The organism is Vreelandella titanicae, assembly GCF_014697095.1.
In the GTDB taxonomy this organism is placed as follows: Bacteria; Pseudomonadota; Gammaproteobacteria; order Pseudomonadales; family Halomonadaceae; genus Vreelandella; species Vreelandella titanicae.
In genome coordinates, this window is record NZ_CP059082.1 from 2,009,646 (window position 1) to 2,030,031 (window position 20,386).

The 20,386-nt window shown below is 49.3% G+C and carries 17 protein-coding genes; 15 read left to right on the forward strand and 2 right to left on the reverse strand.

Annotated features, from left to right (window positions below; translation table 11 throughout):
- Window positions 1–31 precede the first annotated feature (31 nt).
- The 6 genes from HZS52_RS09270 to HZS52_RS09295 are packed head-to-tail and all read left to right on the forward strand — an operon-like array spanning window position 32 to window position 4,470.
- The gene (locus HZS52_RS09270) at window positions 32–973 is read left to right on the forward strand and encodes an ABC transporter ATP-binding protein (protein ID WP_035580547.1); all 942 of its coding nucleotides are present in this window, start codon (window positions 32–34) and stop codon (window positions 971–973) included.
- A complete protein-coding gene (locus HZS52_RS09275) occupies window positions 970–1,731 on the forward strand; it encodes an ABC transporter permease (RefSeq protein ID WP_009287521.1) in 762 nt (253 codons plus the stop codon). The genes HZS52_RS09270 and HZS52_RS09275 overlap by 4 nt, the downstream gene beginning before the upstream one ends.
- Window positions 1,732–1,766: 35 nt before the next feature.
- Window positions 1,767–2,780, forward strand: coding sequence for a nucleoid-associated protein (locus HZS52_RS09280; RefSeq protein ID WP_009287522.1), 1,014 nt, complete (start codon window positions 1,767–1,769; stop codon window positions 2,778–2,780).
- Window positions 2,781–2,816: 36 nt separating this feature from the next.
- On the forward strand, window positions 2,817–3,281 hold the full coding sequence (locus HZS52_RS09285) for a tellurite resistance TerB family protein (RefSeq protein WP_190374624.1): 465 nt from the start codon (window positions 2,817–2,819) through the stop codon (window positions 3,279–3,281).
- Window positions 3,274–3,867, forward strand: coding sequence for an exopolysaccharide biosynthesis protein (locus tag HZS52_RS09290; protein WP_009287523.1), 594 nt, complete (start codon window positions 3,274–3,276; stop codon window positions 3,865–3,867). The genes HZS52_RS09285 and HZS52_RS09290 overlap by 8 nt, the downstream gene beginning before the upstream one ends.
- 42 nt (window positions 3,868–3,909) lie before the next feature.
- Entirely contained in the window at window positions 3,910–4,470 is a 561-nt protein-coding gene (locus HZS52_RS09295) for a YqhA family protein (protein WP_009287524.1), read from the forward strand.
- Between the two features lie 22 nt (window positions 4,471–4,492).
- On the opposite strand, the gene HZS52_RS09300 is transcribed toward HZS52_RS09295, so the two are convergent.
- On the reverse strand, window positions 4,493–5,515 hold the full coding sequence (locus HZS52_RS09300) for a serine hydrolase domain-containing protein (protein ID WP_041159263.1): 1,023 nt from the start codon (window positions 5,513–5,515) through the stop codon (window positions 4,493–4,495).
- Window positions 5,516–5,935: 420 nt separating this feature from the next.
- Window positions 5,936–6,322: a hypothetical protein gene (locus HZS52_RS09305; protein ID WP_423250064.1), complete on the reverse strand. Its 387-nt coding sequence runs from the start codon at window positions 6,320–6,322 to the stop codon at window positions 5,936–5,938.
- A gap of 172 nt (window positions 6,323–6,494) precedes the next feature.
- On the opposite strand from HZS52_RS09305, the gene HZS52_RS09310 reads away from it, so the two are divergent.
- The 9 genes from HZS52_RS09310 to pseF all read left to right on the forward strand — a co-directional run bounded on the left by HZS52_RS09310 (window position 6,495) and on the right by pseF (window position 20,385).
- The gene (locus HZS52_RS09310; protein ID WP_190374625.1) at window positions 6,495–7,820 is read left to right on the forward strand and encodes a UDP-glucose dehydrogenase family protein; all 1,326 of its coding nucleotides are present in this window, start codon (window positions 6,495–6,497) and stop codon (window positions 7,818–7,820) included.
- A 161-nt stretch (window positions 7,821–7,981) separates the two neighbouring features.
- Window positions 7,982–9,388, forward strand: coding sequence for a flagellar filament capping protein FliD (fliD, locus tag HZS52_RS09315; protein ID WP_317890280.1), 1,407 nt, complete (start codon window positions 7,982–7,984; stop codon window positions 9,386–9,388).
- Window positions 9,389–9,570: 182 nt separating this feature from the next.
- Window positions 9,571–10,923 carry a flagellar filament capping protein FliD gene (fliD, locus tag HZS52_RS09320; RefSeq protein ID WP_190374626.1) on the forward strand — a complete coding sequence of 451 codons (1,353 nt, stop codon included), beginning with the start codon at window positions 9,571–9,573 and terminating at the stop codon, window positions 10,921–10,923.
- A gap of 171 nt (window positions 10,924–11,094) precedes the next feature.
- A complete protein-coding gene (locus HZS52_RS09325; RefSeq protein WP_190374627.1) occupies window positions 11,095–11,976 on the forward strand; it encodes a flagellin N-terminal helical domain-containing protein in 882 nt (293 codons plus the stop codon).
- Between the two features lie 223 nt (window positions 11,977–12,199).
- Window positions 12,200–16,639 (forward strand): glycosyltransferase, encoded by a 4,440-nt coding sequence (locus tag HZS52_RS09330; RefSeq protein ID WP_190374628.1) that lies wholly within the window; start codon window positions 12,200–12,202, stop codon window positions 16,637–16,639.
- Complete coding sequence (pseB, locus tag HZS52_RS09335; RefSeq protein WP_190374895.1) at window positions 16,639–17,634, forward strand: UDP-N-acetylglucosamine 4,6-dehydratase (inverting); 996 nt, start codon at window positions 16,639–16,641, stop codon at window positions 17,632–17,634. Before HZS52_RS09330 ends, pseB begins: the two co-directional genes overlap by 1 nt.
- On the forward strand, window positions 17,635–18,537 hold the full coding sequence (locus tag HZS52_RS09340) for a class I SAM-dependent methyltransferase (protein ID WP_190374629.1): 903 nt from the start codon (window positions 17,635–17,637) through the stop codon (window positions 18,535–18,537).
- Window positions 18,530–19,702 (forward strand): UDP-4-amino-4,6-dideoxy-N-acetyl-beta-L-altrosamine transaminase, encoded by a 1,173-nt coding sequence (gene pseC, locus HZS52_RS09345; protein WP_223828103.1) that lies wholly within the window; start codon window positions 18,530–18,532, stop codon window positions 19,700–19,702. Before HZS52_RS09340 ends, pseC begins: the two co-directional genes overlap by 8 nt.
- Window positions 19,699–20,385 (forward strand): pseudaminic acid cytidylyltransferase, encoded by a 687-nt coding sequence (pseF, locus tag HZS52_RS09350; protein WP_190374630.1) that lies wholly within the window; start codon window positions 19,699–19,701, stop codon window positions 20,383–20,385. Before pseC ends, pseF begins: the two co-directional genes overlap by 4 nt.
- Window position 20,386: the final 1 nt, after the last annotated feature.

Here is a 20,386-nt window from a genome sequence, read left to right on the forward strand (position 1 = left end):
GGTTGTTAGACCGCGGCGTGAGGAGTACGCCTTGAACGACCCGATTATTACCATTAACGGCCTGAATAAAACCTACGAAGGTGGCTTTCAGGCGTTAACCCATGTTGATTTAACGATTCAGCGCGGCGAGATATTTGCTCTGCTTGGCCCCAACGGGGCGGGCAAAACCACGCTCATTAGTGTGGTATGCGGTTTGGTCAATCCCACCGCTGGCCATGTGCTGGTAGATGGTTTCGACAATATTACCCACTACCGCCAGGCCCGGGAGCTTATTGGTTTAGTGCCTCAAGAGCTAACCAATGAAGCGTTTGAAACTGTCTGGAATACCGTTAGTTTCAGCCGTGGCTTGTTTGGCAAAGCCCCTAACCCAGCGCATATCGAAAAAGTGCTCAAGTCGTTAACGCTTTGGGATAAGCGCAACAATCGCTTAATGACGCTCTCGGGCGGTATGAAGCGGCGCGTGCTGATCGCCAAAGCGCTCTCCCACGAACCGCGCATTCTGTTTCTTGATGAGCCCACCGCTGGGGTTGATGTAGAACTGCGCCGCGAGATGTGGGAGGTAGTGCGTCAGCTGCGCGATAACGGTGTCACCATTATCTTGACCACCCACTACATCGAAGAAGCCGAAGAGATGGCTGATCGCATCGGCGTTATCAATCGTGGTGAGCTGGTGCTGGTGGAAGAGAAAGCCGCCCTGATGAGTAAGCTGGGCAGTAAACAGCTGACGCTTAATCTGCACAGCCCGTTAACCGAGATGCCCGCCACACTGCAGCGCTTTGAGCTTAGTCTTGCGGCGGAGGGGTATGAGTTGATTTATACCTACGACGGCAGCCAGGAGGAAGACGGCCACGCGATTTCAGAACTGTTAACTGTCTTAGAGCGGGAAGGTATCACCTTTAAAGACCTGAATACCCGGCAGAGTTCGCTTGAAGATATTTTTGTCGACCTGGTTAACCCAAAGGAGCGTGCATGAACCTTCACCCTGTTCGCGCTATCTACATGGCGGAAATGGCCCGCACGCGCCGCACGTTGCTGCAAAGCATCGTCTCGCCGGTGATCTCCACATCACTCTATTTTGTGGTGTTTGGTGCCGCGATCGGCTCACGCATCAGCGAGGTCAACGGCGTTAGTTACGGCGCTTTTATTGTACCGGGTCTGATTATGTTGATGCTGTTGACCCAAAGCGTCTCAAACGCCTCTTTCGGCATCTTTTTTCCCAAGTTTTCCGGGAGTATTTACGAGCTGCTTTCGGCGCCTATCTCGCATTTAGAGATTGTCATTGGCTACGTGGGGGCGGCGGCCTCGAAATCGATTCTGCTGGGGGCGATTATTTTGGCGACCTCGGGCTTGTTTGTACCGTTGGAAATCGCCCACCCGTTTTGGATGTTGTTCTTTCTGGTGCTGACGGCTGTCACCTTTAGCCTGCTGGGTTTTATCATCGGCATTTGGGCCGATGGCTTTGACCGACTGCAGCTGGTGCCGCTGTTAGTGATCACCCCGCTGACCTTTTTGGGCGGCAGCTTCTACTCCATTGATATGCTGCCGCCGTTTTGGCAAACCATTACCCTGGCAAACCCCGTGGTGTATCTGGTGAGCGGCTTTCGCTGGAGCTTTTACGGTATCAGCGATGTAAGCCTTGCCGCGAGTGTGGGCATGATTGCCCTCTTTCTCGCGGCCTGCCTGGTCGCCATTGGCTGGATTTTCCGTACCGGTTACCGCCTCAAACCCTGACTCTTTTTTTAAACCCTGGAAGCTAGTAGACCTTTATGCCACTACTGCAAAGTATTGTGCACCGCCTCGATCCGACGCTTGACGGTGAGCGCCTAACCCTAACCGCTGCGCCTCAATCAGAGCAGGCAGCGCCCAGTGACGATTCGGTGATGGCGAGCCTGGTGGGTGCGCTCAATGACACCTACAACACCAAGCCCAAAGGCTGGGGGCGCTTTGTCGAAGAGGGCGAACAGGCAGGGCCGCTTGCCATGTGGCTGCGCGACTATTTTGCTGGCGATAAAAGCTTTGCTGAGCTTTCTGTTGCACTGGCTGAACGGCTCGCCAAGCAGCTTCAGGAGCAGTTGTCAGTAAGTGGTTACTTAGTGTTCAGCCACCAGCGCCAAGGTGATACTGAAACGCTGCTGATGGCATTGGTGCACCAGCGCGAAGGGATTGGCATTAATGATGACCACCACGCGGTGCCTGCTGCCCAGCTCAACACCAGCCAGCTTACCCTGGCGGCGCGTATCAATCTTACCCAATGGCAGAGCGAGGCACCGAATGCCCAGTATGTCTCGTTCCTCAAAGATCGCGGCGGTAAAAAACTCGCTGAGGGTTTGGTCGCATTGCTGGGTATGGAAGAGGGCGTCGATGCCCCGGCCGAAACCCGCACGCTGCTAAAAGCGTTTAGCGACTACGTCGAGAAAGAGGATTACGACGACGAGGTGAGCCGAGAAAAAACCGACACGCTGGTGGACTACGCCAATGAACAGCTTCGCCGTGGCGAGCCAATGACCTTGGAAGAGCTTTCTGGGCTGGTGGACGAACAGCAGCCGAAAGCCTTTTACGACCATATTCGCAACGCCGATTACGGGCTCTCGCCGGAGATCCCTCCCGATAAGCGCACCTTGAGCCAGTTCCGCCGCTTTACCGGCCGAGCGGGTGGCGTTTCGATTAGCTTTGATTCGCACCTGCTGGGCTCAAGCATCGAGTACGATGCCACTCAGGATCGCCTGATTATCAAGCAAGTGCCCAAGCAGTTAAGAGAGCAGCTTACCAAGAAGGATTGAGGTAAGGACGACGCTGTAGCTACCTAGGAGCCCCCTATGCTGAACGCCATTAGTGATTTCTTCCAGCGCTCGCTGGCGCAACCCGAGCAGCGCGAAAATCAAACGCTTACCCTGGAACTGGCCACCGCAGCACTGCTGTGTGAAATCGTCCGCGCCGATTACGACACCACCAATGAAGAGCTTGCCGCGCTGCGCCTTATGCTTACCGAGCGCTACCGGCTAAGCGCAAGCGATGTGGAAGAGCTGATGGCGTTGGCACAAGCAGAAGTGGATGAGGCCGTCGATCATTACCAGTTTGTTAGCCTGATCAAAGAGCACTATAACTACGACCAGCGCTGTGAGCTGGTCGCGCAAATGTGGCAGCTGGCCTGGGCCGATGGCAGCGTTGACCCGCTTGAAGAGCACCGTATTCGTCGCTTGGCGGATTTACTGTATGTTAGCCATAGCGATTTTATCCGTACCAAACTGCACGTAGAGGAGCGCAATAAACCCGATGCATAACCGCAACGAAGACTCGAATTTAATGGATCTAATCAGCTCGATTGAGCGTATGGAGCAGGATGCTTCGCGGGTCAGCGTTGACGATGTTGTTCACGCCGTTGGGCGGCGCTCGTTTGGGCCGCTGCTGTTAGTTGCCGGGCTGATTACGCTCACCCCGATCATTGGCGATATACCCGGCATGCCGACCTTAATGGCCGCATTGGTATTGCTGGTTTCCGTACAGTTACTAGCGGGAAGTGAGGCGTTTTGGCTGCCCCGTTGGTTGCTAAAACGCTCTCTCTCCCGTCAAAAGTTTGATAAAGGCATTCAGCTGATGAAAAAGCCTGCCCGCTGGATAGATGGACTATTGCGGGTGCGGTTACCTTGGCTGACGGGCTACATCGGTATCCGGGTAACTGCCTTGATGTGCTTATTGATTGCCTTGGCCATGCCGCCGATGGAGTTTATCCCCTTTTCGGCCAATGGGGCGGGGCTTGCGCTTACCCTGCTGGGGTTAGGCTTGGTTGCCCGTGATGGTATCGTGCTACTGCTGGGGTTCGTGCTGTTCGTCGCCACCTGCGTATTGATCACGATGAGTCTGATATAGCAGCGTTATATAACAACTTTTATATAACAACAGGAGTATGCCATGACTGATCCGGTTTCAACGCCGCCGCCTAACCCCCCCGAGAGCCAGAATCGCTGGGAGCGACGCATTGAAACGGCGCTGTGGAATTCGCGCTTTTTGGTCATGCTGGCGGTCGTGCCCAGCTTATTGGGTTCATTGATGCTGTTTATCGTCGGTACCGTGGATATTTTCAAGGTAGTCGCCGACGTGATGGGTTACTACCTATTGGGTGGCACCCAGGACATTCACGACAGCCTGGTGCCCGATATCATCATTGCGGTGGACATCTATCTGATTGCCATCGTATTGCTGATTTTCGGCTTAGGCGTTTACCGACTGTTTGTCTCCCGTATTGACCAAGCCGAAGCGAGTAATCTGCGCCACCCGTTTAACGTCGCTTCATTAGACCAACTGAAAGATAAAATCGCCCGGGTGGTGATTCTAGCGGTGATCATTGAGTTTTTCCGCGCCGTGGTGGATATCCGTTTTGCCACGCCCCTGGAAGCCATCTACTTAGCGCTTTCAGTGCTGGCGCTGGCCGCCGCGCTCTACTTGATGAGCCTAGGCCATAAAGGCGAGTAAGCGCACCCGCGACTTGGCTGTGCTACTCGTCATTTTCAGCTAACAAACCTTCTACCAGCCTGTTTAACCGCTGCTGGAACTGCCCGCCCGGCGAGGGTGGGTTAGGGTCTGAGGTGATCACTACAGTCATCTCACGTTCTGGAATAACGTAAAGCGCCTGACCGCCATAGCCACGCCCGTAGTACACGTCTTCGCCTGCCAACTGCGTAATAAACCAACCATAGCCGTATCCGTCGCCAGTCCAGCGCGATGTACCGCGCGGCTGCCATGATTCTTCCACCCAACCTTCCGGCAGAACGCGGTGCTTGTCTCCTGCCTCATTAACCACGATGCCATCATTTCGATACAGCTCGCCCACCTCTATCAGTGCTCGTGGCGAGAGCTGCATATCATTGCCGCCAAAGTAGATCCCTTGGGGGTCGCGTAGCCAGGGGCGAATGGTGATATTAAGCGGATCACCCAATAGGCGCTGGGCAAGGGAATGGGTCGTCTCGCCGCTGGCGTGGGTGAGTGCGGCGGAAAGTAGATGGCTGGTGCCGGTGGAGTAGAGCATCTGCCCACCCGGCTCATCCACGAATGGGCGCGTCATCGCATCGTTCACCCAGTTGGCGCTGGCCACCCAGGCGCCATAGTTGCTGCCAGAAGTGCGCTCAAGCCCCGCCTGCTGGGCGAGCAGGTGCGCCACGGTAATGTCACCAACTTGTGGATCAATACCGCTAGGTAGATGTTCGCCAAACAGCTCCATCATGGGTTGATCAGTTGATTCAATGATGCCTGCTTCAATCGCCGCACCCGTAATGGCAGCCAGCACCGTTTTGGACAGCGACTTAATATTGGCAGGCGACGCCACCCCTGGCCCACCTTGGTGAAGCTCGTGGATAATCTCACCGTCGTAGGCCACTACCACGCTGTGCACGCGGTTAAGCTGGCGGGTTTGCCGCTCTAGCGTTTGGAGTGTGTTTGCAGAAGGTTCATTAGCGGCTGCATAGGCGGTGGGTAACAACGAAGTAACAGCAAACGAAACAAGCAAAGCAGTAGCGCGCATCGCAACACCTTCGGTATAAGTGGCAAAGGTTCGAGGTTTAGAAGTAGCAGAGGTTCCACAGCATAAGCACAGCCACTTTCTAAGAGGGAAATGCAGCGACATTACGCAAAAGCAGGAAAAGCCTGCTAGGCTGGAGGTGTTGGCTAATGGGTAAGCAAGCCTTTGATTTCCCTAAAACGCAATAAGCAAGGAGTGCCCTATGCGTAATATTATCTACATTATTGGCCTTATCGTGGTTGTGCTGTTCATTCTGTCAATGCTAGGCCTACGCTAAGCTACATAGAACTAGGTCTTATAGGGCCAGGCTTTAAAAATGAGCCTGAGGAACATAAGACCAAGCAAAAAACGCCCAAAGCTTTCGCTTATGGGCGTTTTTTTTTGACCAGCTGTTTAGGGCGGTAATGCTTGGCGACTAAGGGATTAGGCGCAGTCAGCGGCCCCTTGACCAAACATATCAAACATCAATTCGCGGCCAAGGCAGGTTAATACGAAACGACCATACTCATTAAAGGTTGCTGCTTCACTGGCTTCCATCACCTGTTGGCAGGATGCCCAGGTGGGCGCGGTAGAACTAAGTGCCGATAATTCACGGCGGGCTAAGCCACGCTGGGGAAGGGTAATGGTTTCGAGCACATGACCATTGTCGTAGAGCAGCTCAGCGGCAATCGATAAACACTGGCGAAGGCTACGTTGAACGTTTGCAGCGGTCGATGGCCCATAAGGCGCTTTTAAAGGGCGTTCTTTAGTCAGCTCGGGCGTCATAAAGCCCGGAGGCGTAGTGTCTGGATGTGTAGTTTCTGGAGGCATCGTGTGTTCTCCTGCGGTCAGCACCAAGTCGGGCTTGTTGCAGCGCATTATAAACCAAGGTCGATGTTAGACCAAGGTCTATAATTTAGAGAAGATCTCCCGCTATTGAACTCATCAACGGTAGGTCAATGTGCTACGCTCGCTACCACGTATTTTAGCGAGTTAATAAGTCATGCATATCAGTGTATTCGGAACCGGTTATGTCGGCCTTGTCGCAGGCGCCTGTTTAGCCGATGTTGGGCATCAAGTCACCTGTATGGATGTTAACGCTGATCGGATTGATCAGCTTAATGGCGGAGAGGTGCCGATTTTTGAGCCAGGGCTAAGCACTATCGTTGCCCACAACGTGGCAGCTGGCCGTTTACGCTTTACTACCGACGCTGCCCAAGCGGTAACCGATGGCGAATTGCTGTTTATCGCCGTGGGAACGCCGCCCGATGAAGATGGCAGTGCCGACTTGCGCTATGTGCTAGAGGTGGCGCGCACGATCGGCCAGCATATGGATAGCTATAAGCTGGTGATTGATAAATCTACCGTGCCGGTGGGCACCGCGGAAAAAGTCCACGCCGTTATCAGCGATGTGCTCGAACAGCGCGGTGCATCACTCGAATTCGATGTGTGTTCGAACCCTGAGTTTATGAAGGAGGGGGCGGCGATCGAAGACTTTACCCGTGGCGCGCGGATTATCGTTGGCACGGAAAGCGAGCGGGTAAAAGCGCATATGCAAGAGTGCTACGCCCCCTATAACCGCAACCACGAAAAGCTGATGTTTATGAGCGTGCGGGCCGCAGAGCTGACCAAATACGCCGCCAATGCCATGCTCGCCACCAAAATCAGCTTTATGAACGAGATCGCCAATCTTGCTGAACGACTCGAAGTGGACGTTGAAGACGTGCGCCGAGGGATTGGCAGCGACCCACGCATTGGCTACCACTTTATATACCCTGGCTGCGGCTACGGCGGCTCCTGCTTCCCCAAAGATGTCCAGGCGTTAGAGCGTGCCGCGCGCCAATTAGGCTATACGCCGGAACTGCTCAGCGCTGTCGAGTCAGTGAATTTACGCCAAAAGCAAACCCTGTTCACAAAACTGCAAGATAGTTTAGGCAATCTAAGCGGTAAGACCATTGCAGTATGGGGCTTGGCCTTTAAACCCAACACGGATGATATGCGTGAAGCCCCAAGCCGCACGTTAATGGAAGCACTCTGGCAAGCGGGCGCTAAGGTGCAGGCGTTTGATCCCGAAGCCATAGCAGAATGCCGACGCATTTACGGGGAGCGGGATGACCTGATGCTAGCAGGCGACCGGATTCAGGCAGTGAAAGGTGCCGATGCTTTGGTTATCTGCACCGAATGGAAAGAGTTTCGCAGTGTCGATTTTGATTGGCTAGCCGACCAGTTGGCTGAAAAAGTCGTCATCGATGGACGTAATTTGTATGCGCCAAGCGCCGTTAAAGAAGCGGGGCTGCGTTACATTGGGGTTGGGCGGAAGAACAGCTAAAAGGGGAATCTATTATTTTGATTTTTCTTATTAATTGGCGATGGCTGTTACGTTTCATTACTTTTAATAACGTCTTGACACGAAAAAAGAAGAAGAATATTTAAGTTATTCTTCACCTAGCCGAGGTTTTAAGGTAATCGTATTAAAAACAGTGCTACGTATTGCTTAATGAAGGAACGCGAATCGTAGCTACATGTATTCAAAAAAGGCATTGGTTTATGGCTGCTATTACATCACTAGGCATCGGTTCTGGTTTGGATCTGAATGGCTTGCTGGAGCAATTAAAAACGGCAGAACAAGCAAAGCTTGAGCCTATTGCGGAACAGCTCCAGTCTGAAGATACGAAAATATCTGCCTATGGTAAGTTGCAAAGCGCGCTTGAGCAGTTTCAAAGCTCAGCCGAAGCACTCAATGATGGGGCGTCATTCGAGAGCCTAACAACCAATGTAGAAGGCAGTGCTGTTGGCGCTGTTAGCAGCAATGAGGCCCAGCCAGGTCAGTACGAAGTACAGGTCGGCCAGTTAGCTACAGCCAGTAGCCTAGTAACAGAGCGTTTGGAAACAGCAGACGAAAGCATAGTGACTGGGGAGCAGTCATTAACCTTTACTCTTGCTGACGGAGCTATGGATCCCATTACCATTGCCGATGGCAGTTCCCTTGAAGATATGCGTGATGCTATCAATCAACAGAGTGATGGCCGCTTAAGCGCCTCTATTATCAACGACGGTGAAGGGTATCGTCTTGCAGTAAATTCGACGGAAACGGGTGCGGACGCGAGTATTGAAAGCACAAACTTTTCAGACATTCTTGCTGGCGATGTACAAACGACTGATGCCCAGGTAGTTCAAGCGGGTCAGGATGCAGAGTTTAACGTCAATGGAATTGACATTGTCAGCCCTACCAATCAAGTGGAAGGCGCTATTCAAGGCATTACCCTGAACTTATCTGAGGCGGGTGCAACAAGCACAGTCAGCGTTGAGCAAGATAGTGAAGCTATCCGCGAGCAGGTCACGGCCTTTGTTGATGACTTCAACACGCTCAAGGACACCATTACCAGCTTGACAGCGTTTGACGAAGAGACTGGGCAGGCGGCGGGGTTGAACGCCGATGCCACGACTCGTGCGGTTGAACGAGAGCTTCGTCAAACAATTAGCAGTGTTGTCGGCGGCGATGGCTTTAGCGTGTTGTCGGATGTAGGAATTTCGCTTCAAGTAGACGGCAAGCTGGAGATTGACGAAGATAAATTAGATAGCATTGTTGCTAATCAGCCAGATCAGCTAGCCAATTTTTTTGCAGGCGATAGCGAAGAGGGTGGCATGGCAGGGCAAATAGCCTCATCGCTTGAAAGCTTGGTTGGAACAGGTGGCCGTCTTGAAAGTGCCGTTGATTCGTCTGAGAGTCGCTTTGCTTCGTTAGAAGACCGATATGCGACAACGGAAAGCCGTATCGAACAAACCGTTGAGCGTTATCGCACGCAGTTTCAAGCGATGGACAGCATGGTAGCTCAAATGAACTCAACCAGTGCTTATCTGACCCAGCAGTTTGCAGCGCTTGATCAGCAAAGTTAAAATTAGCCTGATAAACCAGCTAAATTAATAGATTACAAGATGCCCTGCACTATGTGCTGGGCATTTTTCTTTGCAATGCTTTAAAAACAGCTTAAAAAAAGGCATTACCTCTAAAGTTTGTTCCTCCGCAGCCGATAGATTACCTAGACACCTTTCTCTACTTCTTATAAGGAATGAGCCCCATGGCATCGATCACAGCACTCGGTGTAGGTTCTGGATTGGATCTTTCAGGTTTGGTGGATCAGCTAAAAGCGGCCGAACAGCAAAAGCTTGTGCCTATTCTAGAGCAGAAAAGCGCTCAGCAAACCAAGATTTCTGCCTATGGGCGCCTAGAGTCAGCAATGGATAGGGTGCAAACCTCTATTGCTGCGCTGAACGATGCCGCTACATTTAAGCAGCAAAAAAGCACCGTGATGGGCGATGGCGTATTGGCGACCACAGGCGAAACCGCTAACGCAGGGCGCTATGAAGTCACCGTTACCCAATTGGCACGCGCAGGCAGCGCTGCTTCCAACAGTGTAGCGCTAGACCAAGAGCTAACAGCCGCCGATGCGACACTAACGCTTAACTTTGGTGCTGGCGGAACACAAACAAGCTACGATGTTGCTATTTCAGCGGGCAGTACGCTGGCGGATGTCCGTGACCAGATCAATGCGGATAAAGAGTCTGGTGTCACTGCTTCTATCGTTAATGATGGCACTGGATACCGCTTAGCGCTGAGCTCAAAAGAGACGGGCCAAAATGCTTCACTGGAGGGTTTCTCAGGCTTAGCATCGCTGACCATGGATGCAGCCACCCAGCGTTCAGGTCAGGACGCTGAGCTGAATGTTAATGGCATTGCTATCACCAGTAAAACCAACCGGGTTGAAGAGGCCATTCAGGGCGTAACGCTTGATCTCACAGAGGCCTCTGGAGACCCCGTTACGCTGGTAATCGAGCGTGATGAAGCATCGCTGAGAGAAGCTATTGACGACTTCGTTAGTAACTACAACGAAATGAAATCCACCGTTGGTCGAATGACCGCCTACAACGGCGAAGGCGAAACGTCTGGCGAACTAATTGGCGACCGCACCGTGCGTACCATTGAAGACCGACTACGCCGGGATATTACTGACAACCTCGGCACCGGCGATATTTCACGCCTTTCACAACTGGGCATCGCCATTGATGAGAAGGGGCGATTAAAGGTCGATGAGGATAAGTTGGACGATGCGGTGGCCAACAACCCAGAGGGGCTATCTGCCTTCTTTGCGGGCGAAACCGAAGAAGGCGGCTTTGCGGGGCGCTTAAACGCCACGCTTGAAGGCATTACGGCAGAAAACGGCATCATTCAAAGCTCAGTGACTAGTGCTGAGCAGCGGGTTGACAGCCTAGATGTGCGCAAGCTGCGTATGGAGGCAAGTATCGAGCGAAGCACAGAGCGTTACCGCAAGCAGTTTGGGCAATTGGATGGCTTGATCGCCCAAATGAACTCAATGAGCAGCTACCTCTCCCAGCAGTTCAGCATGCTGGGTAATATGCAGAACAGCAATTAAGAGAGTAGTTCAGAGCGCAGTTGAAAGGGCAGTTGAAATAGTTACAGTGAATTACATAAAAAAGCGTATTTTTTCTAAAGAATTTGGCGGGCCTGCCGTTAATTAATATAACGGCGACGCAAGCGCCGCTAAGCAGGCCACAAGGCCAGTTAATCTTCGAGGAGCACTCACATGTCTGTAATCAACACTAACATTACGGCCCTGATTGGCCAGAACAACCTTTCCAACTCTCAGTCTATGCTGGCTAAAGCGCAAGAGCGTTTGTCTTCAGGCTTGCGTATTAACAGCGCCGCTGACGATGCTGCTGGCCAGGCCATCGCCAACAAAATGACTGCTCAGATTAAAGGCATGGATCAGGCTAGCCGTAATGCAAGCGACGGTATCTCTCTGGTACAGACCATGGAAGGCGGCCTTGACCAAGTCAACGACAATATGCAGCGTATTCGTGAGCTAGCGGTACAGGGTGCCAACGACACCAACACTGCAGATGATCGCGCAGCCATTGAAACCGAAATCAATGAGCGTTTAGCTGAAATCGATCGTGTGGCTGGTAGCAATAACTTCAACGGCACTAGCCTGCTGAACTCTGGTGGCGCTAGCTTAAGTATTCAGGTTGGTTCTAATACTAACGCTGAAGATGTTATTACCGTGGACACAGTTAATGCGACTACAGTGGGTCTTGGCCTAGTATCGGGATCAAGCGGCTCTCTTGCGGTCTCTGGTGGTGCTACAGTAATTGACGGTTCTGGAGCTTCTGGTGCAGTTACGCATGATGATTTCCAGAACATAATTGATGCCGTCGATGCATCTACAGAGTCACTGGATACCAGCCGCGCGACTTTAGGTGCTACGCTTAATCGCTTCGATTCGGTGATCGATAACCTGGCAACGACGTCTACCAACCTCTCCGAAGCTCGTTCACGTATCGAAGATGCCGATTACGCGGTGGAAGTGTCGAATATGACGCGTGCGAATATTCTACAGCAGGCGGGTACTTCCATGCTGGCACAGGCTAACCAGACGCCACAGTCTGTACTGTCTCTGCTGGGCTAATAGCTTAGCCGCTAAGCTTCACATGAAAGTAACGACGGGGCCAATTGGCCCCGTTTTTTGTCGTTAAGTGTTTCGTTAAAAATTAGCTTCTTAAGCATGTTCCAGCCTCTTGTCGAGCTTGATCGCGTGAACACCTACTTAAATACCGGCGCATTCGCGCCTTTGATTGCCGCACTAGCACAGTAAGCTAGGCATATTGCCATTTTTCCCTGTGAGCCGCTTCATGGTTAAGAACACCTCCTTATCTGCTACTCAAAAGCGCAAACCCCGTTTGCTTTGGGCCAATCCTTACTGCCTGCTTGATACTTCCAGTGGGGCCAGCATGACTGTGCGGCAAATGCTGTTGCAGCTAGCGGCCCACGGCTATGACGTGCAGGTGTTGGGTGCCACTGTATTTGATAATCCTAAGGGGATGGGGCGGCTCAAGGAGCAATTTCCCGACTTAAGTGCTCATCAGCACCAATTGATTCAAGCCGAAGATGGACCGCTATCGCATCAATTGGTGGTCAGTTTTAGCCACAACCGTAATCACTTTACTACGCATGAAGAAGGGCTTTGGTATAGCCAGTACCTTTATATGCTGGATTCCTTTAAGCCGGATGTAGTGTGGTTCTATGGCGGCCAAACGCTGGACTTGCTAATTGCCGATGAAGCCCGTGATCGCGGCATCCCTGTCGCTTTCTATCTGGCAAACGGCAGTTACAAGGCACCGCGCTGGTGCCGTGATGTGGATTTAATCCTTACCGACAGCCAGGCCACAGCGGATATGTACCGCAAAGAGGTCGGCTATACCGCCAAGCCCGTGGGCAAGTTTATAGCCCCGGGGAACTTTGTTGCTGAACATCATGAACGTAAGCGTTTACTGTTTGTTAACCCTAGTTTGCAAAAGGGCGCCAGCGTATTTGTGCAGTTGGCAGAGAAGCTGGAGCGCGAAAGGCCCGATATTAAGCTTGAGGTAGTGGAAGCCCGAGCCGACTGGCCAGCCGTGCTGCGGGAAACCACCCGCAAAATGGGGGAACAGCGTAGCGCGTTAAGTAATGTTGTGGTGACCCCCAATACCAGCGATATGCGCGGCCCTTACAGTCGGGCCCGCGTGGTAGTAGCTCCTAGCCTATGGTGGGAAAGCTCCGGGCGTATGCTGGCCGAGGCTATGCTAAACGGCATTCCGGCACTGATTACTAACCGCGGCGGCATGCCCGAGATGATTGGCAACGCCGGTGTCGCCTTTGACTTCCCAGATGCCTGCTATGAAGAACCCTACCAACATTTGCTCAGCGACGATGAGCTTCAGCCGCTGGTGGATGCAGTTATTAGCTTGTTTGATGACGAAGTGCTTTATCAAGATTACGTAGATCGCGCCTGGCAGGTAGGCAAAGAAAAGCATCACCTTGATCGCGCTACTGATCGATTACTGAACGCTTTGGCGCCTTTAGTAGGGTTACGCTCTGGCAACAAGGACTTCGCCATTACCCAGAAGAAGCGCCACCGCCAGCGCTTAGCCAGCCGAGCAACCAAGCCGGAATTTAAGGTCGATAACTCTCTACAGCAGTTGATTAGCCCTAAAGCTGGAACCAAGAACAGCAAGTCACAGGCTAATCGTTTGTGGCTTACCGATGATTTTACTTGGCAAATTAAAGGTAAAATCATGGTGCTCGACAACCGCGCCAGCTTGATCAAAAGTGGCCTTGCCGACCAGATGGCGGCGACGAAAGCCTTTGGCATTGTCGCTTTTGATCCCGCCAGCGAAATAAAAGATGCCAAGCAGTACGAAGGCAGCGACTATATTCAGTTATTCCAGCACGCCCTGCTCGGCGATGGTAAGGCGACAGCGCTGCATGCCTGTGTCGCCCCAGAAATGACCAGCACGCTTACACCGCTACCAGCCGAGAAGCTTCCAAAGCGCCACCATCTAGCTGCAAGGCCTTTGGCTGAGCTTCCCATTAATACTGTGGCGCTTGATAGTATTGAAGGACTGGGAAGCCTGGATTGGCTTATTCTTGATGAGCTAAGCGATGCCATGGCTGTACTGGAGAATGGTAAAAAGTCGCTTACGGGCACCCTGCTGATTCAGGCGCGTGTCCCCTTCCAGCTTACACATGAAAAGCAACCCAGTTTGGCTGAACTACAGCACTGGGCCAGCCGAAATGGCTTTCGCTTTTATCGCTTCCATAATATTCGCCATTACAGCCATTTGCCAAAAGAACTGAACGCCCGCACACCTTGTGCCACTGAGCAAGAAAGTGCCGATGTGCTATTTCTCCCCAGCCATGAGCGTATGGGCGTTCTAAACGATGAAAATAAGACCAAACTTGCTTTTATACTGAGTGCAGGCTTTGCTGCGCATGATGTTGCTTTTGAACTGATAGCCGATGTTAGTCAGGAGAAGGCACTGGAGTTTCTAGAAGCACAAGGTTTACTCCCGCGTATCTCAAAGCAGCAGCAGGATAGTGACGGTCAAAGCCAGTTGTTATCTCAGTACCCGGGCAATAATAATGATGTCAAAGTTAATGTTAAAGAAGTGAGCGATGCAGGTCTGTATGTACGGAGTATGCAAGCTATTATTGATAATAAAAACTACACAAAAGTGGTTCAGGTTGGTGCAAATGATGGGTGCATTAATGACCCGATCTATGAAGTTGTTATGCGTAACAAAGATAAAACCAAAGTTCTTCTCATTGAGCCACAAAGTAATATCCTCGAGCATTTAGAGAAGAATTATGCTTTTCATCCCGAAGCACACATCGCTAATTATGCTGTTGGCCCGGATTCACTGCTGACCCTTTATCGTATTAAACCAGCTTATTATGGTTTGTTCACAAAGAGATATCTACACGATTCTCCTAATTACCGAGTGCCTAGCGGTTTTTCTTCATTTGATAAAAAACATGTTATAAAGCATGCACAAGGAAATTTTCCTAAAAATACTAAAATAGATAATGCTATAGAAAAGCTTGAAGTACCTTCACGGGATCTTTTGACTATTCTAGATACCACATCTTGGGAAGAGCAAAAAATAGACATTTTGCAGGTTGATGCTGAAGGTATGGACGATAAAGTCATTTATTCCTGTAATATCGAAGTGACTCAGCCAAAGCTGATAAACTTTGAAAGAGCTCATTTGTCGCAACAAGCATACAGAGACTTGTGTGTTTATCTTTCAGGTCTGAATTACGAATTATATAACTACAGTGTTCTGGATACTTTGGCAGTGAAAAAAGCTTCCCTGTCTACTGATAAAGGTGAAGTTGTAGTTAACGATGTGTCCCGCCCGAAGGAACTGGGAAGCCCAAGGGTGAAATCAACTTATCAAATTACACAGGAATTAGGTAAGCTTTACGAATTTTCTCGTAAGGTGTTAACAGAAGAACTAAATGCTATTCATGGTTTAGATAAAAGTGAGAGATTCTGGGAGATTGTATTGCATTATTTCTTGGGACAACGTTTTGTCTCAAGATATATTGCCCGCTGGAATAATGGATTACTGAATTCCGCTCCAGATTCAGAGGCTATATTAACGAATTTTCCTTGTAGAACGTTTAGGGACTACATGAATAAAACAGAGACCCTTGTAGGGACTGAGTCTCCTTATGTAGTGAGTAATGTTATCCCTTTTGATGCGAAAAGTAGAAAATTAAAGGGTGCAGATAGCTCTGAATCTATAAAAATTAGGGAAGTTAAAGTTAATGAGTTACTAGATAGCTATGAGGTGAAAAATAAAACCATAGCTTATAATCTAGGTGTGCATAATCCGAAATATTGGAAGGCTAAGTATAAGTCAAATGGTGTTGATTTTGTAGACGTTCCCGCTTTTGATACTTTCTTGGCAGATGAAGTTGATTGGGAAACTCGCTATAGGCTTGCTAGGTTAGATGAAGTTAAGCCAGCCGAAGGTTATGAGGGATTTTGGGCTAGCTTAGCGCTATGTTTGCCTACAGAGTTGCTAGAAGATTTTAAGTCTCTTTACCAAATGATTGAAAAAGTTTTAGAAGGTCGGAAACCTGAGTTTGTTTTTTCATCGATGCTACCCACGATTACTTCTCGACTAATAGCGGCTATTTTCACTGAGAGAAATGTGCCGTTATATCTGCATCAGCATGGCCCGGCGTATGGTGAGTATCCTTTATATTTTGCAGTCTCGTTTGAAAAAAGAATTTCAGATATCTTTTTTACGTGGGGTTGGAAAGATGAAGCTGGCAAAGCAGTTCCAGAAAAGCCACATCGTTTAATTGATCTTAAAAAACGATTTGTTAAGTTAGAAAAGTCAAAGGAAGAGATATTGGTTATATTGCCTCATAAAACTATCGTGCCTGATTTTTTTTCTGGAACGGATTTGGATTGCTATAATGATAATGCATTAAAGTTTTATTATGATTCGCTAAGTAGTGAAGAGAAAAAGCGTGTTGTAGTAAGGTTGAGGCGTCAGCATGGTTACAGTGAAGAAGTAGAGAAAAAGCTATTGGACTTGATGCCCGGCGTTAGAGTAGATAACCAGCAGCGTTCTATTGAGCATGCTTATGCTAATGCAAAGGAAGTGGTCATAGTGATGCCTTATAGCACTTCAGCTTCCGAATGCGAGTATCTTGGTATCCCTTATCGTGTGTTGATTCAGCCAAGTGACGAGTTAATGCAAATTCCCCCATTTATTCCTGAGACATACGAATGATGTTTAATCAAGCAACAATACTCATCACTGGTGGCACAGGCTCTTTCGGCCACACTTTTATCCCCATGCTGCTGGCTCGCTATGACCCCAAGAAAGTCATTATATTCTCTCGTGATGAAATGAAGCAGTGGGAAATGGCGAAAAAATTCCACGACGATCCACGAGTACGGTTCTTTATTGGTGACGTTCGTGACCGTGATCGTCTTTACCGTGCTTTGGATGGTGTTGACTATGTCGTCCATGCTGCAGCAACTAAAATTGTTCCAACGGCAGAGTACAATCCGTTTGAGTGCGTCAAAACGAATGTCATGGGAGCTATGAATCTTGTCGATGCCTGTATTGATAAGGGAGTCAAAAAACTGGTAGCGCTTTCCACCGATAAAGCCAGCAGTCCTGTTAATCTGTATGGCGCTACTAAGCTTACCTCTGACAAGCTTTTTGTGGCGGGCAATCATTATGCTAGCCATACCCATACCCGATTTGCCGTGGTTCGTTATGGCAATGTCATGGGATCCCGTGGATCAGTTATACCCTTTTTCATGTCATTACGTGATAAAGGCGTGTTGCCAATTACCGATGAACGTATGACGCGTTTTATGATCTCGCTTGAAGAGGGGGTGGAGTTGGTTTGGCATGCTTTTGAAGACATGGAAGGGGGAGAGATTTATGTTAAGAAAATCCCTTCCATGAAGGTAACCGACTTGGCAAGGGTTGTAGCACCTGGCGCCAAGCATGAAATAGTAGGCATTCGTCCTGGTGAAAAACTTCATGAACAGATGATCAGTGCTGAAGACTCATATTGCACCTATGAGTACGCTGAGCATTTTAAGATATTACCTCAAATAAATTTTTGGGATAAAGATGCTAATCGTATTAAAGATGGCAAAAAGGTTGTAGAGGGCTTTATATATTCTAGTGATAATAATAGCGAATGGATGAGCGATAGTGAGTTAAAGCATTGGCTCGATGCTCATAAGAATATCGGGAATTTTTAAATGAAAACGTTGAACCTTGATGCTATACGAGCCGCGTATGATCGTGGGGAAAATATAACCGAGCTACTTAGAGATAAAGATGCTAGTTATAATTCAATTGAAGTCATTGAGGTGGCATATGATCTCCAAGCTGGAACGTATGTAAATGGGCTTCTTAAAGATAAAAGTGTCTTTGAAAAAAGGGCTGGTGAGATTGGAGAGATACTGGCTTCGCATGTATCGTCCTTAGATACGTTCTTAGATTGTGGTGCCGGAGAGCTGACAACACTATCTGGTGTTAGTCATTATCTTCCTGTGAATATTAAAATGTTTGCTTTTGACTTATCGATAAGTAGATTAAATGCAGGTCTAAGGTTCGCTTCGCGTGCTATGCGATATGATTTGTTTAATAGTTTAGTGTCGTTTTCAGCATCTATGGATAATGTTCCACTACATGACAATTCAATTGATGTTGTTTTTACCAATCATGCTATTGAGCCAAACTATGGTCGCGAATTACCAATATTGAAAGAGCTTTTAAGAGTAAGTCGAAAAAAAATGCTGCTTTTTGAACCTTCTTTCGAAGATAATTCTGAAGAAGGGCAGTCGCGCATGAAAAAGCTAGGATATGTTAGAAATCTTCCCAAATGGATAGAGATGGCGGGAGGAGAGCTTGTTGATAAGTTTCCTCTTAATTGTGTGGCTAATAAACTTAATCCCACTTATTGTTATGTAGTAGAGAAAAAAGATGTAAGCTCTTCTTTTGAGCTAAGCGAGGTCAATTTCAGATGTCCACTCTCTAATGCTGAATTAAAAGATCGCGGAAGCTATTTGTGGAGCAAGGAGGGAGCACATGCGTACCCCAAAATTAACAATATTTCTCTTTTGAGAAGTAAAGACGCCATTTTGATGTTCCATGAATAAAACAATGATTCCTTATGGCCGTCAAGAAATTACTCAGGCAGATATTGATGCTGTAGTAGCAGTGCTTGAGTCTGACTTCCTCACCCAGGGCCCGCAAGTTCCACGTTTTGAGCAGGCAGTAGCCGCACATGTAGGGGCAAAACACGCCTTGGCAGTCAGTAGTGCTACCTCTGCGTTACATATTGCCTGCTTGGCGCTAGGGCTTGGCAAAGGCGATTGGCTGTGGACTTCACCAATCACTTTTGTTGCTTCAGCCAATTGCGGGCTGTATTGCGGTGCACAGGTCGATTTTGTTGATATCGATCCACGTACTTACAATTTATGCCCGGAAGCGCTAGCAGATAAGTTAGAGAAAGCGGGGAAAGAAGGACGCTTGCCAAAGATAGTTGTTGCTGTGCATCTATGCGGCCAACCCTGCGATATGCAGGCGATTAGCGCGCTAAGCCAGCACTACGGCTTTCACCTAATTGAAGACGCCTCCCACGCAATTGGCGGGAAATACCAAGATGAGTTCATTGGCAATGGCCGCTACAGCGATATTACGGTGTTTAGTTTTCACCCGGTGAAGATCATCACTACTGCTGAAGGCGGCATGGCGGTGACTAACAATGATGAATTAGCTCATAAGATGGCATTGCTGCGTAGTCACGGCGTTACCCGAGACCCCGCACAAATGACTCACGAGGCCGATGGCCCCTGGTATTACCAGCAGATTGAGCTAGGTTTTAATTATCGGATGACCGAGCTTCAGGCTGCGCTAGGGCTTAGCCAATTAGAGCGCCTGAATCAGTATGTTGCCCGTCGCCATGAGTTAGCTGCACGCTATGATCAATTACTGGCTGGCCTGCCGTTAATCACGCCTTGGCAGCATAAAGATAGCTATTCTGGATTACATCTGTATGTAATTCGCCTTCAGCTAGGTAAGCTTGGTGTTAGCCATAGAGAAGTATTTGAGTTGCTGCGGAAACAGGATATAGGCGTTAACCTGCATTACATTCCGGTTCATATGCAGCCTTATTATCAGCAGATGGGGTTTGCCAAAGGCGATTTTCCTGAGGCTGAAGGTTACTATGCCGAGGCCATCAGCCTGCCGATGTTTCCGAACATGACGCTAGATCAGCAGGAGAAGGTTGTCGCGTCTATTGAACGAGCCTTGCAATCATGAGAGTAGCTATTATACCTGCTCGAGGCGGAAGCAAACGTATTCCACGTAAGAACATCAAACTTTTTTGTGGCAAGCCGATGATTGCATGGTCAATTGAAGCTGCGCTAGAAAGCCAATGTTTTGATCAAGTCATTGTTTCAACCGATGACGCTGAAATTGCTGAGGTTGCTAAAGAGTATGGCGCAAATGTTCCTTTCATACGCCCGGCAGAGCTCTCCGACGATTACACTGGAACCTTACCGGTTATTCGCCATGCAGTGGAGTGGGTCAGCGAGTATCAGGCTCAAGTGGGTTATGCCTGTTGCTTGTATGCTACTGCTCCTTTTGTTTGCCCTAATGACCTTCGAAAAGGCTGGGAAATAATTCAACAGCAGTCTTGTAGTTATGTCTTCTCTGTCACCAGTTATGCGTTCCCAATACAGCGGGCAATACGGATTACTGAAAATGGTCGCGTAGCCATGTTCAGTCCAGAGTATTTCAACACTCGCTCTCAAGATTTGGAAGAAGCTTGGCACGATGCCGGGCAATTCTATTGGGGCACAGCACAGGCTTGGCGAGAGGAGAGAGCGATTTTCAGCGACGGAGCTATACCTCTCCAACTACCCCGTTATCGAGTTCAAGATATCGACACTCCAGAAGATTGGGAGAGAGCGCAGTCGTTATTTAACTCATTAAAATATTAAG

Coding starts and splice junctions, on each gene's coding strand:
- HZS52_RS09275 (WP_009287521.1), top strand. CDS start 970: ATGAACCTTCACCCTGTTCGCGCTATCTACATGGCGGAAATGGCCCGC.
- HZS52_RS09280 (WP_009287522.1), top strand. CDS start 1,767: ATGCCACTACTGCAAAGTATTGTGCACCGCCTCGATCCGACGCTTGAC.
- HZS52_RS09285 (WP_190374624.1), top strand. CDS start 2,817: ATGCTGAACGCCATTAGTGATTTCTTCCAGCGCTCGCTGGCGCAACCC.
- HZS52_RS09290 (WP_009287523.1), top strand. CDS start 3,274: ATGCATAACCGCAACGAAGACTCGAATTTAATGGATCTAATCAGCTCG.
- HZS52_RS09295 (WP_009287524.1), top strand. CDS start 3,910: ATGACTGATCCGGTTTCAACGCCGCCGCCTAACCCCCCCGAGAGCCAG.
- HZS52_RS09300 (WP_041159263.1), bottom strand. CDS start 5,515: ATGCGCGCTACTGCTTTGCTTGTTTCGTTTGCTGTTACTTCGTTGTTA.
- HZS52_RS09305 (WP_423250064.1), bottom strand. CDS start 6,322: ATGCCTCCAGAAACTACACATCCAGACACTACGCCTCCGGGCTTTATG.
- HZS52_RS09310 (WP_190374625.1), top strand. CDS start 6,495: ATGCATATCAGTGTATTCGGAACCGGTTATGTCGGCCTTGTCGCAGGC.
- fliD (WP_190374626.1), top strand. CDS start 9,571: ATGGCATCGATCACAGCACTCGGTGTAGGTTCTGGATTGGATCTTTCA.
- HZS52_RS09325 (WP_190374627.1), top strand. CDS start 11,095: ATGTCTGTAATCAACACTAACATTACGGCCCTGATTGGCCAGAACAAC.
- HZS52_RS09330 (WP_190374628.1), top strand. CDS start 12,200: ATGGTTAAGAACACCTCCTTATCTGCTACTCAAAAGCGCAAACCCCGT.
- pseB (WP_190374895.1), top strand. CDS start 16,639: ATGTTTAATCAAGCAACAATACTCATCACTGGTGGCACAGGCTCTTTC.
- HZS52_RS09340 (WP_190374629.1), top strand. CDS start 17,635: ATGAAAACGTTGAACCTTGATGCTATACGAGCCGCGTATGATCGTGGG.
- pseC (WP_223828103.1), top strand. CDS start 18,530: ATGAATAAAACAATGATTCCTTATGGCCGTCAAGAAATTACTCAGGCA.
- pseF (WP_190374630.1), top strand. CDS start 19,699: ATGAGAGTAGCTATTATACCTGCTCGAGGCGGAAGCAAACGTATTCCA.